Genomic DNA, 14,781 nt, shown 5'->3' with positions numbered 1-14,781 from the left:
CCGACCCCTCGGCGTGCGAGGGGGAGACCCCCACACCGGTTCACACACGCGCTTCGCATCTAGTAACTGCCAAGTACCCGGCTGCTATGAGAGCGAGTATGACCCGCGCAATCGTCGATCAGGACATCACCCCGACGGACCGACTGCTGAATGGGCTTCCCGACGACTGGGACGTGACCGTCGGTCTCGATTCCGAGGAAGCCACGCTCCGAACGGAACTCCCGTCGTACGACGTCGCGCTCGTGACCTCACGGGTCCCACTCACCCGCGCAGTCCTCGAGCGCGCAACCGATCTCGACCTGATCGGCAAACTGGGCACCGGAATCGACTCGATCGATCTGGACGCGGCACGCGAGCAGGGGATCACCGTGACGCACACGCCCGGGCACAACGCCCTCTCAGTCGCGGAGCACGCCCTCGGACTGACACTCGCGACGGCCCGTCGCCTCCCGACCGCCGGCGAACTCATCGCCGAGGGGCGGTGGCGCGACGAGTATCCACTCGGGAGGCGCATCTCCGGATCGACTGTGGGCATCGTCGGCTTCGGGAACGTCGGCAAGCGCGTCGGGATGCTGTTCTCCGGTTTCGACGTGGACCGCCTCGTCGCCGACCCGTACGTCCCGAGCATCGACGCGGAACTGGCCCACGGTCGGCAAACCGACCTGGAGACGCTGCTGGAATCGAGCGACGTCGTGATCCTCACTCCGGAACTGACCGACGAGACGCGCGGGCTCATCGGCGCGACCGAACTGGACCGGATGCGCGAAGACGCGCTCTTGGTCAACGTCTCTCGCGGTCCGGTCGTCGAGCAGGCGGCTCTCGTCGACGCGATCGAGTCCGGAACGATCGGGGGCGCGGGCCTGGACGTGTTCGAGAGCGAACCCGTCCCGGCGGATTCCTCGCTGCAGGACCTCGACAACGTGGTCTTGACGCCTCACATCGCGGCGATGACCAGTGAGTGCCGTGCAGGGAACATCGATCAGTTGGCCGCGAACGTCACCCGACTCTTCGACGGCGAGTCGATTCTGGAGCGGTACGTGGCCGTCGAGGCACGCTCCTGAGCTCTCACGGCCACTGATCCGGGAATATCGGATTAATAAGCAGTTTTTCACGTGTGTGGCGGCACACTCAGAGGCGCTCGATCGCGGCGGGACCGTCGACCTCGACCACACTCCACCACGCTCCCGCGGGGCCCGGCAGACGCTGAGGCCGCTATCCGCTGCCAATTTTCCCCCGTATACCCGGCTTTACCACCGGTTTTTCGCAATTTTGGTCGTGTGTTCGTGACACTGAATTCGAGGCTGATCCGATATACTCGATATTACAGTTCATATTTCTCTGGTCAGGCCCATCACTCGTGTCTGTAGCTCACTCGCCGTTTCACGTAACACTGGTACATATGTTATTTGCACGGACTTTCGGAGTAACAAAAGTATAGGCGTGCAAGAAGCCGACTCGATCGCCGATTTTCATCCGATATAACCGGACTGAATTTGTCACGATCATCTCGGACGGACGCCCAGAGGCGAAAAACTCCGAGAAAAATTATGTATATTCGGGTGACGCCCCCGAGCCCACACGGCGTCCGCCGGAACGGGCCCAGTCCGGATTCGATGATTCCCGTCCGAACAAGTCGGAAGGTTCACAACGATCCACGACAACTGTTGTGTATGCCTACCGACCGCGGTTCGCTCACGACGGTGACGCGGGCGTTCGAGATCCTCGATCTCCTCTGGGAACTCGATGGAGCGGGTCCCTCAGAGCTCGCAGCGCGGATGGACCTCCCCGACAGCACTGTCTACGATTACCTCCGCTCGCTGAGCGAGACGCAGTACGTCACCCGGTCTGACGGTGAGTATCGGCTGAGTTCGTACTTTCTCACCATCGGTGGGAAGATGAAATACCGTAACAGACTGTTTCAGGTGGCGAAACCCGAGATGAAACGGGTCGTTTCCGAGACCGACGAACTCGTCGGCCTGACGATCGAGAACGACGGGCGGGCGGTCGTGTATCATCAAGAAGAGGGCCAGCAGGCGCTGAGTCTGGGGACCTACACGGGCGCGGCGACCCCGATGCACACCGTGGCGACGGGCAAAGCTATTTTGGCGTATCTGCCCGAGGAACGCGTCGACGAGATCATCGAGATGCGGGGCCTCGAAGAGCGGACCGAGCACAGCATCACCGATCCCGACGTGCTGCGGGCCGAACTCGAACAGATCCGCGAAGACGGGTACGCCGTGGACTGGAACGAACAGGTGATCGGGATGGGGATGGCCGCGGTTCCGATCCTCGTCGAAGACGGCGTCCTCGGCTCGTTCGGCATCGTCGTCCCGACCGGTCGGTTGCAGGACGAAGCGTACCAGGCGGACCTCCTGCAGAAGCTTCAGGAGATGGCGAACACCGTCACGATCAACTATCAGTACGGGAACTGAAAAACCGGACACGGCACCGCGGACCGCCGGTGAAAACGCGGCGGTGTCGGCGGCGTTACGCCACCGCGTCAGTCAGCGCCGCGCGGACCTCCTCGGGGATCTCGACCGGCCGGTCGTCTGATTTCGAGACGCAGACGTGCTGTTCCAGCGCGCTGAACCGTTCGTTACCGTCCTCGTCGGTGGCGGTGAACGCCATCCCCAGGCTCTTACCACCGATGTCGGGGTCGACGGAGATCGTGAGCACGTCGCCCACCTCGACGGGCCGCTCGAAGTCGGTGTCCATCGAGACGATCGGGAAGTGGATGTCGTACTCCTCGGGCACGTCCCAGTAAGCGACGCCGGCGTCGTTCATAAACTCCTCGCCCGCGCGGTGCATCGCGTCGATCAGGTTCGGGTAGTACGCGATGCCGTGGGGGTCAGCGTCGCCCCATGCGCACTTCCACTCGAACTCGTACATCGTCCCAGTCTTTCGCGCACTACATATATATCTTTGTTCGGCGGCAGGGAGCACCGCACCGAGCACAATGTATAACTGCGAAGGTGGCGACTTCTACGTACTTACGATGACCAACCAGAGTCTCGAGGATTTGATACAGACGGTCGACTCCCCCGTCGACCTGCTCCGTTCTCAGGGCCGGGGCGCGTTCGGGTTTCCGAACGTCCCCGACGAACACACGAACTGGATCGAAGAGCAGCGGGCGTGGCGCGAGAACTGCTCGTTCGCGGATCAGTCACACCACATGGTCGACTACTGGGTCGACGGCCCCGACGCCCTCGACCTGTTCGCCGACCTCGCGGTGAACGGCTTCGCAGACTTCCAGCGAGGCCAGGCGAAACAGTTAGTCCTCGCCAACCCCGACGGCTACTTCATCGGTGACGGGATCCTCTTCAACTTCGGCGACGACGGGTACGCGCTCGTCGGGCCGCCGCAGGGCGTCAACTGGATCCAATACCACGTCGAGACGGGCGATTACGCCGTCGAGACGGAACGCGAGGAGACCGCAGGCGTCCGCGAGGGGCCGCCGAAGCAGTATCGCTACCAGATCCAGGGCCCCGACGCCCTCGACGTGATGGCCGCGGTGACTGACGAGCCCCTGCCGGATCTCGGATTCTTCAATTTCACCGATGTATCGATGGACGGCCACGACGTCACGATCCTCCGGCACGGAATGTCCGGCGAGGCGGGCTTCGAGTTCTGGGGCCCGTGGGAGGACAGCGAGGCGATCAAACGGCTGGTGCTCGACGCCGGGACGGAGTACGGCATACGCCAACTGGGTGGGAAGAGCTACGGGAGTTCGTCGGTGGTGTCCGGGTGGCTCGGGATGCCGCTGCCCGCCGTGTACGACAGCGACGCGATGCGGCCGTATCGCGAGTGGCTGGATGCGCGGAATATCGAGGGACACTACTCTATCGCCGGGAGCCTCGATTCGACGGACGTCACCGATTACTACGTCTCCCCCGTCGAAATCGGGTACGAGCCCCTCGTCGATCTGGAGCACGACTTCGTCGGCAAGGACGCGATCGCCGCGGAGATGGCTGACCCCGAGCGGACGCTCGTCACCTTAGAGTGGGACAGCGAGGACGTGATCGCCGTGTTTGCGTCGCTGTTCGAAGAAGGGCCCTCGAAGCGATTCGTCCAGTTCCCGATTCCGTGGCGCTCGACGTCTCACCACGACGTCATCCTGCGGGACGGCGACGTCGTCGGGATCTCCCGAATGAGCGCGTACACGGCCAACGAGCGAGCGATGATCTCGCTGGCGACCATCGACGTCGGTCTCGCGACGCCGGGAACCGACGTGACCGTCGTCTGGGGGGAACCCGATGACTCGGCGAATCCGGCCGTCGAGCGTCACGAGCGGACGGAGATCTCAGCCACAGTCGCGCCGGTCCCCTACACCGCCGACAACCGATAGGGTCCGGGAAGACAAGGTTTATGCCGTGACCGTTCCTACTTCTAATAGGTGAATCGGGTGACGGTAAACGGTCTCACGACGCCGAACATAGACGTCGCCCGTGATGGCTGTTTCAGCACCCGATCACACCCCAACGCATACGATGGCTTCGCAAGGACTCAGCGCGTCGACGACGCAGACGACTACGGAATCGCTCCTGGAAAACCCCCGATTCGAACTGATGCCGTTCGACAGTTTCGACGAGGAGATCGCACACCTCCCGGAGGGTGCGACAGTGACGATCACCGCCTCGCCGCAACTGGAACTCGAGGCGACTATCGAGGCCGCCGAAGAGGCGGCACAGGCGGGCTACGAGGTCGTCCCGCACGTCTCAGCGCGGTACGTCCGCGGCCCCGAGCACCTCGCAGAAATCTGTGAGCGACTCAAGGCGGTCGGGATCGACGACATCTTCGTCCCCGGTGGCGACCGCGAGGAGCCGATCGGCGAGTTCGAGTCGGCCTACGACATGCTCGTCGCGCTCGACGACCTCGAGTACGAGTTCGAAGAGATCGGGATCACGGGCTATCCCGAGGGCCACGAATTCCTCTCACAGGAGACGCTCACCGAGGCGATGGAGAAGAAGGCCCCCTACGCGACGTACATCGCTACCCAGCTCTGTTACGATCCGGAGACCATCCTCGAGTGGATCGAGACGATCCGCGACCGCGGCATCGACCTGCCGGTCGAAGTCGGGATCCCCGGCGTCATGAAGTACGAGAAACTGCTCAACATCTCTCAGAAGGTCGGCGTGGGCGATTCGGTCCGCTTCCTCAAGAAGACGACGGGCATCGTAGGGTTCGTCAAGCAGTTCATCGGCTCCCGCGGGCGGTACCGGCCCGACGAACTGGTCGACGGCCTCGGTCCGCACGCCGACGAGTACGGCATCCGCGGGATTCACGTCTACACGTTCAATCAGGTCCCCGATACCGAAGAGTGGCGGACGAGCCGGCTGCAGTAAGCCCGACCGGTTCTTCTCAACTCACTGAAATCAGTCGTTCGAGCGGCTGAGCGTACCCCGAAAAGGTTATTCCACACAAGGCAGATATCTGCGTAGAAGACGCACGATGGCCGAACACATCTCCCCGACGCCGGTGTCAACTGCCCGTGGACACACAGCGTCGAACGACCGACGGAGGCACTATGCTGTCAGTTGAAGGGTTGACCAAAGAGTTCGGCTCGCTCGTCGCCGTCGACGACGTTTCCCTGGAGCTGCGGCAAGGGGAGATCCACGGGCTCATCGGCCCGAACGGCGCCGGAAAGACGACCACGATCAATCTGATCACCGGCGAACTGTCGCCGACCCGCGGGTCGGTGGAGTTCAACGGTGAGGACATCGCCGGGCTCGCGCCCGAACAGATCACGCAGAGAGGGATCGGCCGGTCGTTCCAGGTCGTGCAGTACTTCCCGGAGATGACCGTCCGCAAGCACCTGCGGCTGGCGGTCCGGGACCCGACCCGAACGGTCGGGACCGCGTTCGGGCGCCGCGAGGATCTCTCCGAGGAGATCGAACGGGTCGCGGAGCTCGCGCACCTGGGTGACGAACTCGATACCGTCGCGAAGAACCTCGCACACGGCCAGCAGCGGTTCCTCGACATCGCGCTCACGCTGGCGGTCGACTCGGAGGTCATCCTCTTTGACGAGCCCGCCGCCGGGCTGAATCAGTCCGAGACCGACGAGGTCAAAGAGTTGCTGGAGGAACTCCGCGGCGATTACACGATGCTCGTCATCGAACACGACATCGATCTGGTTCGGGCGATTTCTGATCGGATCACAGTCCTGCACAACGGGGCGGTCCTGACGACGGGGACGCCCGAGGAAGTCGTCGAGAATACCGACGTCAAGGAGGTGTATCTTGGTGAGTGACCTTCTGACCGTCGAGGATCTCAACGCCTTTTATGGCTCCAGTCAGATCCTGTTCGACGTCTCCATCGACGTCGGCGACAACGAGGTCATCGGCATCTTCGGTCGCAACGGGATGGGCAAGACCACCCTGCTCGACAGTCTCGTGAACCGGATCGATCGGAAGACCGGACGAGTCACCTACCGAGGCGAAGACATCTCGGAGTGGTCCACACACGAGATCATCCGCGAGCAGATCGCGTACGTCCCCGAAGACCGTGAGATCTACCCCGCGCTCACGGTCCGCGAGAACCTCGAGCTGGCGACGCCGTCGGGCGTCTCCGACGACGTCCGCGAGGAGCGGATCCAGAACGTGTTCTCGCAGTTCGAGCGCCTCGGCGAGCGAGAGAAACAGCGCGGCGGAACGCTGAGCGGCGGCGAGCAGCAGATGCTCGCCATCGGCCGCGGCCTGGTCTCCGATCCAGACCTCCTCCTCCTCGACGAGCCGACCGAGGGGCTGGCGCCCGCGATCATCGACGACGTCGTCGAGATTCTGGAGTCTCTGGTGACCGGCGACAGGACGGTCCTGATCGTCGAACAGAACATCAAGCGGATGCTCCCGCTCATCGACCGCGGGTACATAATCCAGACCGGGGAGATCGTCGAGGAGGGCGACTCGGAGTACCTCAGCGACGAGGAGATCCACGAGCGGTACCTGACCGTCTGAGACAGCCAGGTATTCACCGCACGCGAACCGAACCCCTGAAGACGCCGCACTGCGAGCGGGTCACCGCTCGTCCCCACGCCCTCCCGAACCCCACTGTGCGGCCGTGCTACCACAGAATACCGTTCTCTGGATTAACAAAAATTATAATATGATGTGGTTAGTCCGTCCGGGTGTGTTATCTATGACGACCGTTGACTCAGAAAGTGGTCAAGGATCCGGCTGCGATCATTCGGACACCGTGTGACATCTATGTACGAAGTGCCACTCATAACCGCTGACAACTTCGTCACATATATGCTGAACGGCGTGAGCCGCGGGATGATCATCTTTCTCGTCGCCAGCGGGCTCACGCTCATCTTCGGGCTGATCGGTCTCATCAACTTCGCGCACGGCGCGATGCTGGCCCTCGGCGGCTACGGGACCTACGTCGTGCTTCAGACGATGGACAACTTCTGGCTCGGACTCGGAATCTCCGTCGTGCTCGTCACGTTGTTGGGGTACGTCCTCGAGCGGAAGGTCCTCTACTGGCTCTACGACGAACCGCTCCTCGGGTTCCTGGGGACGTTCGGGATCGGGTTGGTGATCGAGGAGGCGCTGGCCGTGCAGTTCGGGAGCCGGTCGTACACGATCCAGTCGCCGATCCCCCAGTCCACGGAGCTACTCGGCGTGACCTACCCGTCGTACCGGCTGTTCGTGATCCTCGTCGGGGCCGTCGTTGCGGCGGGCGTAGGGCTGCTCCTGACACGGACGCGCCTGGGGCTGGAGATCCACGCCACGGCGAACAGACAGCCGACCGCCGAGATACTCGGCGTCAACACCACGCGGATCTACACCGTCACGTTCGTCCTCGGGACGGCGCTCGCCGCGCTGGCCGGGGCCCTCACCGCCCCGATCACGTCGATCTATCCCACGATCGGGCTCGACTACATCACGATGGCGTTCCTCGTCATCATCGTCGGCGGGATGGGGAGCTTCAAGGGCTCCTTCGTCGTGAGTATGATCGTCGGACAGACGATCGCGTTCGGGTGGCTCGTGCTCGAACCGACGTACGTCCGCATCCTCGTCTTCGTGGCGGCGATGGTGTTCATCCTGTACAAACCGCGTGGCTTCTTCGGGAAGCCGGAGGTGCACGAATGAGCAGTAGAATGGCCGACGCCCGCGAGCTCATACGCGGGAGCGCCCGGCGACCCCTGCTCGCCGTGGGGGTGTTGGTGCTCCTGACGGTGCCGATCCTGGCGCCCGGCCAGTCCAGCCTCGCCACCGAGGCGCTCATCTTCGCGCTGTTCGCCATCTCCGTCGACATTGTGCTCGGATACGCCGGCCTGCTCACGCTCGCGCCAGCCGCGTTCTTCGGGCTGGGCGCGTACTCCGTCGCCAAGGTCGTCGTCGACTACGGGCAATCGTTCTGGCTCGGCTTCCCCGTGGCGATCGTCCTTGCGATCGCCCTCGCAGTGGTCATCGGCTATATCCCCATCAAACAGCGGATCGGCAACGTCTACTTCGTGCTCTTCACCCTCGCGTTCGGGGCGATCGTCACAGACTTCACCACCGTCACGACCTCCCTCACCGGCGGGTCGAACGGTCTGGGCTTCTTCAGCCCGCCGGAGGTCTTGGGGATTGATCTCGGCGACGGGCTGCCGTACTACTACTTTACGCTGCTCATCGTCGCCGTTTTCGGCCTGGGGATCTACCGGCTGATCAGCAGCGACTACGGCGACGTGCTGAACGCGACGCGGCAGAACGAGCTCCGGATGCGCTACCTCGGCTACGACACGAACCGCGAACTGATGATCGCATGGATCGTCTCCGCTGCGGTCTCGGCGCTTGCGGGCGCGGTGTACGTCGGTATGGTCGGTATTGCCTCGCCCTCGCTCGTCTCGTTCGGCCTGACCGGCGACGTGATCATCTGGATCATCGTCGGCGGCACGGGAACGCTCCTCGGGCCGTTCCTCGCGGCCATCGCCCTCGTCTTCACCCAAGAGCTCCTGCAGACGATCTGGCAGGGCGGCTACCGGCTGCTCCTCGGGCTGCTGTTCGTGGTGTTCGTCTTCGTCTTCCCTGACGGCCTGATAGGCCTCATTCGGGGCGACGAGTAACGTCCCCGTCCCGCCGTTTCGGGGAGAGCGGGAAATCGATGTTTCACTGGCGTTTCGCGGCCGAAACGCGGCGGGATGACGTTATATTCGCCGGATTATGACCCGAAAGTTTATTATAAACACCGGTAACTATGCACACAGTATACGATGGTGCAACGAAGATCGTTCCTCAAGGCCGCGGGCATAGCGGGAATAACCACAGCTGCCGGTTGTCTCGGCGACGGATCTGACAGTGGATCCGACGGCGGCACCACCAGCGGATCGGGTGGCGGAGGCACCACCAGCGGATCGGGTGGCGGCGGCACCGAACCGGTGAAGATCGGCGCCGTGATGGCGCTCAGTGGTCCATTCGCGCGGACCGGCGAGGAGAACCGACGGGGGCTTGAGGTTGCCACAGAGTACCTCGGTGGTGAGATCGCCGGCAACGAGTTCGAGCTCATCATCGAGGACGGCGAATCGGATCCGAACGCGTCGATCCAGGCGGCGCGAACCCTCATCGAGGACGAGGACGTCGACGCTATCATCGGCCCGGTGAGCAGTGGGAACTCGATCGCCGTGATGCAGTATATGAAAGAGGAGGGGCAAGTCCCCCATCTGCTGACGACAGCGTCGTCCGTCGAGGCTCGTGAGAACCCAGAGAACTGCAACGAGTACGGGTTCTTCATCTGGCCCAGCAACCGACACCTCGCGCCGACGGGGACCCAGTTCATTCAGGAGCTCCCCAACCACGTCGACCGCGACATCGACACCTCGAAGGTGCACTTCGTCTCCTGGGACTACGCGCTCGGCCAGAACGGCCTCGAACTCGCCAGAGAGGCGATGAACGAGGTCGGCGGGGAGGTCGTCGGCAGCACGCTGGTCCCGATCGGCGAGACGGACTGGTCGTCGTACATCTCGGAGATCTCCAATAGCGAGGCCGACGTGGTCACCGGGGTCCTCACCTGGGGCGCGGCCGCGCAGTTCATCCCGCAGGCGAACTCCTTCGGACTGCCGGAGGAGAAGGTGATAATGATGAACTCCGGGAAGCCGATCGGCCAGTTCGCCGCCTCGACGATGGCGAGCGAGGTCGTCCAGGACGGCTGGTTCGGGACCCACTTCTACAACCCACAGCTCGACAACGAACCCAACAACGAATTCAAGAGCCTCTATGGCGAGCTCGACAGCTCGCTCCTGCCGAACTCGACGGCAGGTGCGTCCTTCGAGCTGATGCGGGCGCTCGCGACGGCGGTCGAGAACACCGGTTCGACCGCGACCGACGACATCATCTCCGGCCTCGAGGGCCTGGAGTGGGAGTCCGTCTTCGGGGACATTATGTTCCGCGAGGAGGACCACCAGGCGGCGCTGGACTTCTACGGCGGCCGACGCGTCGCCGGCGATGGCGACGTCCCGGACGTCGAGGTGCTCGCGGAGTACCCGGACGTCATCCCGGGCGCGCGCTGCAGCCTCTGAGGCACGAACGACCGACTTCTTTCGGCTGCCACGGACGACCACCGGCCGACACGGCGACCGTGTCGCGGCCGCCAGAGGGGGCGGCTGTTTCGCACTGTTTCGCGGCGTTTCGTAGAGTAACCCGCCGATACGGCGCCGAGCGCGGGAGAGTGCACTATGAAGCACCAAGGATATTTTTATAAACCGAGGCTCGATAACACGCGTATGAAACTCGGTCGATTCCTGGTTGAGACGCACTGCCACGCCCAGCGCCACGCGGCTCGGATCCAGATGGACGGCGACGCCGACTACGGCGAACTGGCGAAGAAGATGATCACCGCCGTCCCCGGCGACGAGGCCACCGAGGACGACGAGGTGATCGTCTACGACAACTCGGATCGCGTCCTGCGTGACATGGACACCTACGGCGTCGATATGGCCGTGCTTCTCCCCGGGACTTTCGGATTCACGAACGAGATGCACGAGGAGATGATGGCCGAGCACCCCGAGAAGTTCGTCGCTGCCGCCTACCCGGTCCAGACGATGAAGGCGGCCCAGCGCGGCGAGGAAGAGTGGAGTGCGGAGGCCGCCGCTGCGGAGGTCGACGAGTGGCTCGAGAAGGACGGCTTCCGGATGATCGGCGAGGGCGTCCCGTACGACCCCACCCGCCAGGAGCCGATGGACTGGTCCGAGCGGAAGAAGGAGGTCCGGAAGTTCTTCGAGGTGGCCGACGAGCACGGCGTCCCGGTCCGCTGGCACACCGGCTACGTCTCCGGATACGGCAGCGGCCTCAACATGTTCGACGTCTACCCGGACTGGTCGGACCCGACGCTGGCGTCCCAGCTGAAAGCGGAGTTCCCGGACGTCCCGATTATCTTCGACCACGGCGGGATGCAGGCGACCTGGCGGGAACACCACGTCGATCAGTGCTGTCAGGTCGCCGCGACCTTCGACGACGTGTACCTCGAGATCGGCCTCTACTGGGCCGACCTCCTGAAGAAGCCGCTGAACGACCCGAACATCGCCGTCGACCAGTTGCTGTGGGGCACCGACTGGGGCGCGTCGATGCCGGAGGTCAGCCAGCCCGGCGAGGAGCCGCCGTTCTACTGGGACCAACTCAACGACCGCGGGCTGCCAGCGCACCAGGTCGACTTCTGGGGCCCCTCGCTCCGGCAGATCCAGAAGTTCGCGATGGATCGGGACCTCCCGCAGGAGGAACTCAACCTCATCCTCGGCGGGAACGCCGTTCGACTGTTCGACATCGAGGTCGAGGACCACCGAATGTTCCGTAAGTACATCGACATCTGAACCCGGGAGCCGATGCACACTTCAGCCACGTTCGAGTTGCCTCCGCTCTTCGAGTTCTCGGCGATCGGCGCCGAGAACAACCCAAACCGGGTCGCCTTCGGCGAGGGGCCTGACGGCCGCGAGGTCACCTGGCGCGAGTTCGAAGACGACAGTCTCCGGGCTGCCGACGCGTTCCGCGACTACATCGGGCAGGGCGACCGCGTCGCGTTCCTGTGTGACTGCTCGATCGATCACGTCACGCTGTGGAACGGGGCGATGAAGGCGGGGGCGATCGTCTCGAATCTCCACACCCGCGCCTCGACAGAGACGCTGGCGTACTGCATCGACGAACTCCGACCCTCGGTCTTGGTGCTCGATGCGACGTTCTCCGACACGCTCGAGACCGCGCTCGCCGATCGGGTGTCCACCGACCTCGACGCCGTGGTCACGATCGGACGGACCGGCGCGCCGTACGAGGAGTCTCTCGAGTCGTTCCTGGCGGGTCACGAACCCGTCGCCCCCGACGTTCGGATCGGCGAAGACGACGTGGCCTGCGTCCAGTGGACGTCGGGAACGACTGGGCGGCCGAAGGGGTGGTGCCACACCCACCGCGGCCTGGGCCACAAGGCGCTGCTGCTGCAGGACCTGCTGCACCTCGACCGGACGGCGGCCCAGGCGCACGTGTTCACGCCCTCGTTCGCGGCGTGGTACTCGCTGATCCTTCCGGCGCTGTACGCCAGCGCGGCCACGTACTTCTTGGAGGACTGGGACGCCGAGACCTACGTCGAACTCATCGAATCGCGGTCGATCACGATGGCGGATCTGATCCCGACGATGTGGCAGGAGGTCCTGCGCGTCGACGACCTCGAGGCGTACGACCTCGGGTCGCTCCGCCGCGCCATCACGAGCGGCGAGGCCCTCGACGAATCGACGCTGACGGGGATCCGAGAGCGGATCTGCGACAGCGTGTACAACAGCTACGCCGCAACCGAGGTGCTCGGGACCTACATCTCCGACCGGGAACTCGAGGGCGACCGGATCAAGAGCGTGGGCAAGCCGATGTCGGCGACGCGGATCCGGATCGTAGACCCCGGCGGTCCCCCGGACGCGACGAAAGAGCCCGGCGAAGTCGGCGAAATCATCGTGAAGGGCCCGGACTGCGCCGTCTGGGCGTGGAACGACACCGAGAAGACCGAGGAAGCGTTCGAGGACGGCTGGTGGTTCTCGGGCGATCTCGGCTACAAAGACGACGACGGGTACCTCTTCGTCGAGGGACGGACCGACTTCATGATCAAATCGAAGGGCATCAAGGTGTTTCCCACGCCCATCGAGGAACGGCTCCTCGATCATCCCGGGGTCGCGCAGGCGGTCGTCGTGGGGGTCGACGACGAGGAGTTCGGCGAGAAGGTCGTCGCCGCGGTCCGCCGGTCTGACCCCGACGTGACCGCCGAGGAGTTAGCGGAGTGGTGTCTGGAGAGCGAGACGGTCGCGCGGTTCGAGCGCCCCCGCGAGTTCCACTTCCTCGAGGAGGCGTTTCCCCGGACGGCGACCGAGAAACTGGACCGGCAGTCAGTCCGCGATCTGCTCGAAGACGCGCGGGAGTGAGCCCACCGCGGTCGCTGACGGCGGATCCGCGTATCGGAATACTTAGTACCGTCCGACAGGATCCTTCGCGTATGATCGGTGAAATCGACCACATCGAAATCGAGGCGAGCGACGCAACAGAGATGGCCGACTTCCTGAAGAAACTCGGCTACGAGGAGCTGCGCACGACGGAGCATCACGGCGAGTCCTACGAACTCGTCCCCGGTGAGGAGGACGGTCCGCTCTTCGAGATCCACACCGTCGACGGCGAGGAAGTCCCCGGCATCAACCACATCGCGTTCGCCGTGGACAACATCGAGGAGATCACCGAGGAACTCGAGGCGCAGGACGTCGACTCCATCGTCGGCCCCTACGACGTCGAAGAGACCGGCCGCACGATCACGAACTTCCGCGATCCCGACGGTCGCCGCTTCCAGGTCGTCGACGACAGCGAGTAACGTCGCAGCCACATTCTGCGTTTTTTCAAGTGCGTGAGCCACGGCTCCGTCCGGAGCTGGCACCATCCCACGCCGCGATCCGCCGCCATCGGAATCTATAACCCGGGTGCTGTCGCACCATCCCCGTATGGATCAACACAACGACTTTCGAGCGACGATCGAGAACGATGGGGTGGTCTTCGGAGCGCGGTCCTCGACGTTCGCACCGGAGGTAATCGAGATCTACGGGGAACTCGGCGTCGACTTCGTCTGGCTCGACTTCGAGCATATGGGGCCAACGCCGTGGGACAGTACGATCTTCGAGGAGTTGACGCGGGCCGCAGAAGTCGGCGGCACGGAACTGTTCGTCCGCCTCCCGACCGGCGACCCATCGCTGATTCGCAAGGTGCTCGATGCGGGCGTCCGCAACGTGTTCATCCCACGGGTTGACTCCGCCGCGGCGGTTCGCGAGGCGGTGAAGGCGACCCGCTTCGTCTACGACGGCGAACCCGGCGAACGCGGGATGGCCAGCGGCCGGTCGCGGACGTGGGGTCTCGGCGGCGACGACTACATCCAGACCGAAGACGAGGAGGTCTGCATCGGCGTGATGATCGAGAAGACCACCGCCGTAGACGAACTCGAAGCGATCCTCTCTGTGCCGGATCTCGGCTTCGTCTTCATTGGTCCCTCGGATCTCTCGGTCCAGATGGGGCATCCGGGCGATAAGACCCACCCCGACGTCGTCGAACAGATCGCCGAGATCCGCGAGGCCGCCCACGACGCCGGCATCCCGACAGGCGTGATCGCGAACGATCCAGAGGGGATCGAGGCGGCTGTCGAGGACGGACACCAGATCATCCGGCTCGGCGGCGACCTCGCCTCGGTGAAGTCAGTCCTGACAGAGCGACTGGACGCCGTCGACCACCTCCGATAGCGGGCCGGAGGCGCCGGCGGTCGATCGACGGTCGCGACGGGAGCCGCGTGTGACGGTGTCGAATG

The 14,781-nt window shown here is 63.9% G+C and carries 14 protein-coding genes; 13 read left to right on the top strand and 1 reads right to left on the bottom strand.

From position 1 onward, the window contains the following. Positions 1 to 98 precede the first annotated feature (98 nt). Both BLU74_RS08145 and BLU74_RS08140 read left to right on the top strand, forming a co-directional pair. Positions 99 to 1,061 (top strand): NAD(P)-dependent oxidoreductase, encoded by a 963-nt coding sequence (locus tag BLU74_RS08145; RefSeq protein ID WP_245705762.1) that lies wholly within the window; start codon positions 99 to 101, stop codon positions 1,059 to 1,061. A 609-nt stretch (positions 1,062 to 1,670) separates the two neighbouring features. Further along, positions 1,671 to 2,432, top strand: coding sequence for an IclR family transcriptional regulator (locus tag BLU74_RS08140; protein ID WP_089766771.1), 762 nt, complete (start codon positions 1,671 to 1,673; stop codon positions 2,430 to 2,432). 55 nt (positions 2,433 to 2,487) lie between these two features. On the opposite strand, the gene BLU74_RS08135 is transcribed toward BLU74_RS08140, so the two are convergent. Continuing rightward, the gene (locus tag BLU74_RS08135; RefSeq protein ID WP_089766842.1) at positions 2,488 to 2,889 is read right to left on the bottom strand and encodes an acyl-CoA thioesterase; all 402 of its coding nucleotides are present in this window, start codon (positions 2,887 to 2,889) and stop codon (positions 2,488 to 2,490) included. 106 nt (positions 2,890 to 2,995) lie between these two features. Between BLU74_RS08135 and BLU74_RS08130 the strand changes: the two genes are divergently transcribed. From BLU74_RS08130 to BLU74_RS08080, 11 genes are all read left to right on the top strand, one after another. Further along, entirely contained in the window at positions 2,996 to 4,345 is a 1,350-nt protein-coding gene (locus BLU74_RS08130) for an aminomethyl transferase family protein (RefSeq protein ID WP_175454600.1), read from the top strand. 142 nt (positions 4,346 to 4,487) lie between these two features. Beyond that, complete coding sequence (locus BLU74_RS08125; protein WP_089766769.1) at positions 4,488 to 5,342, top strand: methylenetetrahydrofolate reductase; 855 nt, start codon at positions 4,488 to 4,490, stop codon at positions 5,340 to 5,342. Positions 5,343 to 5,524: 182 nt separating this feature from the next. After that, positions 5,525 to 6,247, top strand: a complete 723-nt coding sequence (locus BLU74_RS08120; protein ID WP_089766768.1) for an ABC transporter ATP-binding protein — start codon at positions 5,525 to 5,527, stop codon at positions 6,245 to 6,247. Next, on the top strand, positions 6,240 to 6,950 hold the full coding sequence (locus BLU74_RS08115) for an ABC transporter ATP-binding protein (RefSeq protein ID WP_217635347.1): 711 nt from the start codon (positions 6,240 to 6,242) through the stop codon (positions 6,948 to 6,950). The genes BLU74_RS08120 and BLU74_RS08115 overlap by 8 nt, the downstream gene beginning before the upstream one ends. A 249-nt stretch (positions 6,951 to 7,199) precedes the next feature. Then, positions 7,200 to 8,087 carry a branched-chain amino acid ABC transporter permease gene (locus BLU74_RS08110; protein ID WP_089766766.1) on the top strand — a complete coding sequence of 296 codons (888 nt, stop codon included), beginning with the start codon at positions 7,200 to 7,202 and terminating at the stop codon, positions 8,085 to 8,087. After that, a complete protein-coding gene (locus tag BLU74_RS08105; protein ID WP_089766765.1) occupies positions 8,084 to 9,046 on the top strand; it encodes a branched-chain amino acid ABC transporter permease in 963 nt (320 codons plus the stop codon). Before BLU74_RS08110 ends, BLU74_RS08105 begins: the two co-directional genes overlap by 4 nt. Positions 9,047 to 9,193: 147 nt before the next feature. Next, positions 9,194 to 10,495 carry an ABC transporter substrate-binding protein gene (locus BLU74_RS08100; RefSeq protein ID WP_089766764.1) on the top strand — a complete coding sequence of 434 codons (1,302 nt, stop codon included), beginning with the start codon at positions 9,194 to 9,196 and terminating at the stop codon, positions 10,493 to 10,495. Between the two features lie 204 nt (positions 10,496 to 10,699). Then, positions 10,700 to 11,782 carry an amidohydrolase family protein gene (locus tag BLU74_RS08095; RefSeq protein ID WP_175454599.1) on the top strand — a complete coding sequence of 361 codons (1,083 nt, stop codon included), beginning with the start codon at positions 10,700 to 10,702 and terminating at the stop codon, positions 11,780 to 11,782. Positions 11,783 to 11,794: 12 nt separating this feature from the next. Next, positions 11,795 to 13,366, top strand: a complete 1,572-nt coding sequence (locus tag BLU74_RS08090) for a class I adenylate-forming enzyme family protein (protein WP_089766762.1) — start codon at positions 11,795 to 11,797, stop codon at positions 13,364 to 13,366. A 71-nt stretch (positions 13,367 to 13,437) separates the two neighbouring features. Beyond that, on the top strand, positions 13,438 to 13,803 hold the full coding sequence (locus BLU74_RS08085) for a VOC family protein (protein ID WP_089766761.1): 366 nt from the start codon (positions 13,438 to 13,440) through the stop codon (positions 13,801 to 13,803). A 127-nt stretch (positions 13,804 to 13,930) separates the two neighbouring features. Further along, a complete protein-coding gene (locus tag BLU74_RS08080) occupies positions 13,931 to 14,716 on the top strand; it encodes an HpcH/HpaI aldolase family protein (RefSeq protein WP_089766760.1) in 786 nt (261 codons plus the stop codon). Positions 14,717 to 14,781 lie beyond the last annotated feature (65 nt).

This window comes from Halobellus clavatus, assembly GCF_900107195.1.
In the GTDB taxonomy this organism is placed as follows: Archaea; Halobacteriota; Halobacteria; order Halobacteriales; family Haloferacaceae; genus Haloquadratum; species Haloquadratum clavatum.
Note: the sequence above shows the minus strand (reverse complement) of the source record. Positions and strands in the feature narration are given on the sequence as shown.

Excerpts from the sequence above, each read along its gene's own strand:
- BLU74_RS08130 (WP_175454600.1), top strand. The coding sequence starts at position 2,996 with ATGACCAACCAGAGTCTCGAGGATTTGATACAGACGGTCGACTCCCCC.
- BLU74_RS08145 (WP_245705762.1), top strand. The coding sequence starts at position 99 with ATGACCCGCGCAATCGTCGATCAGGACATCACCCCGACGGACCGACTG.
- BLU74_RS08095 (WP_175454599.1), top strand. The coding sequence starts at position 10,700 with ATGAAACTCGGTCGATTCCTGGTTGAGACGCACTGCCACGCCCAGCGC.
- BLU74_RS08105 (WP_089766765.1), top strand. The coding sequence starts at position 8,084 with ATGAGCAGTAGAATGGCCGACGCCCGCGAGCTCATACGCGGGAGCGCC.
- BLU74_RS08140 (WP_089766771.1), top strand. The coding sequence starts at position 1,671 with ATGCCTACCGACCGCGGTTCGCTCACGACGGTGACGCGGGCGTTCGAG.
- BLU74_RS08110 (WP_089766766.1), top strand. The coding sequence starts at position 7,200 with ATGTACGAAGTGCCACTCATAACCGCTGACAACTTCGTCACATATATG.
- BLU74_RS08100 (WP_089766764.1), top strand. The coding sequence starts at position 9,194 with ATGGTGCAACGAAGATCGTTCCTCAAGGCCGCGGGCATAGCGGGAATA.
- BLU74_RS08120 (WP_089766768.1), top strand. The coding sequence starts at position 5,525 with ATGCTGTCAGTTGAAGGGTTGACCAAAGAGTTCGGCTCGCTCGTCGCC.
- BLU74_RS08085 (WP_089766761.1), top strand. The coding sequence starts at position 13,438 with ATGATCGGTGAAATCGACCACATCGAAATCGAGGCGAGCGACGCAACA.
- BLU74_RS08090 (WP_089766762.1), top strand. The coding sequence starts at position 11,795 with ATGCACACTTCAGCCACGTTCGAGTTGCCTCCGCTCTTCGAGTTCTCG.
- BLU74_RS08135 (WP_089766842.1), bottom strand. The coding sequence starts at position 2,889 with ATGTACGAGTTCGAGTGGAAGTGCGCATGGGGCGACGCTGACCCCCAC.
- BLU74_RS08080 (WP_089766760.1), top strand. The coding sequence starts at position 13,931 with ATGGATCAACACAACGACTTTCGAGCGACGATCGAGAACGATGGGGTG.
- BLU74_RS08125 (WP_089766769.1), top strand. The coding sequence starts at position 4,488 with ATGGCTTCGCAAGGACTCAGCGCGTCGACGACGCAGACGACTACGGAA.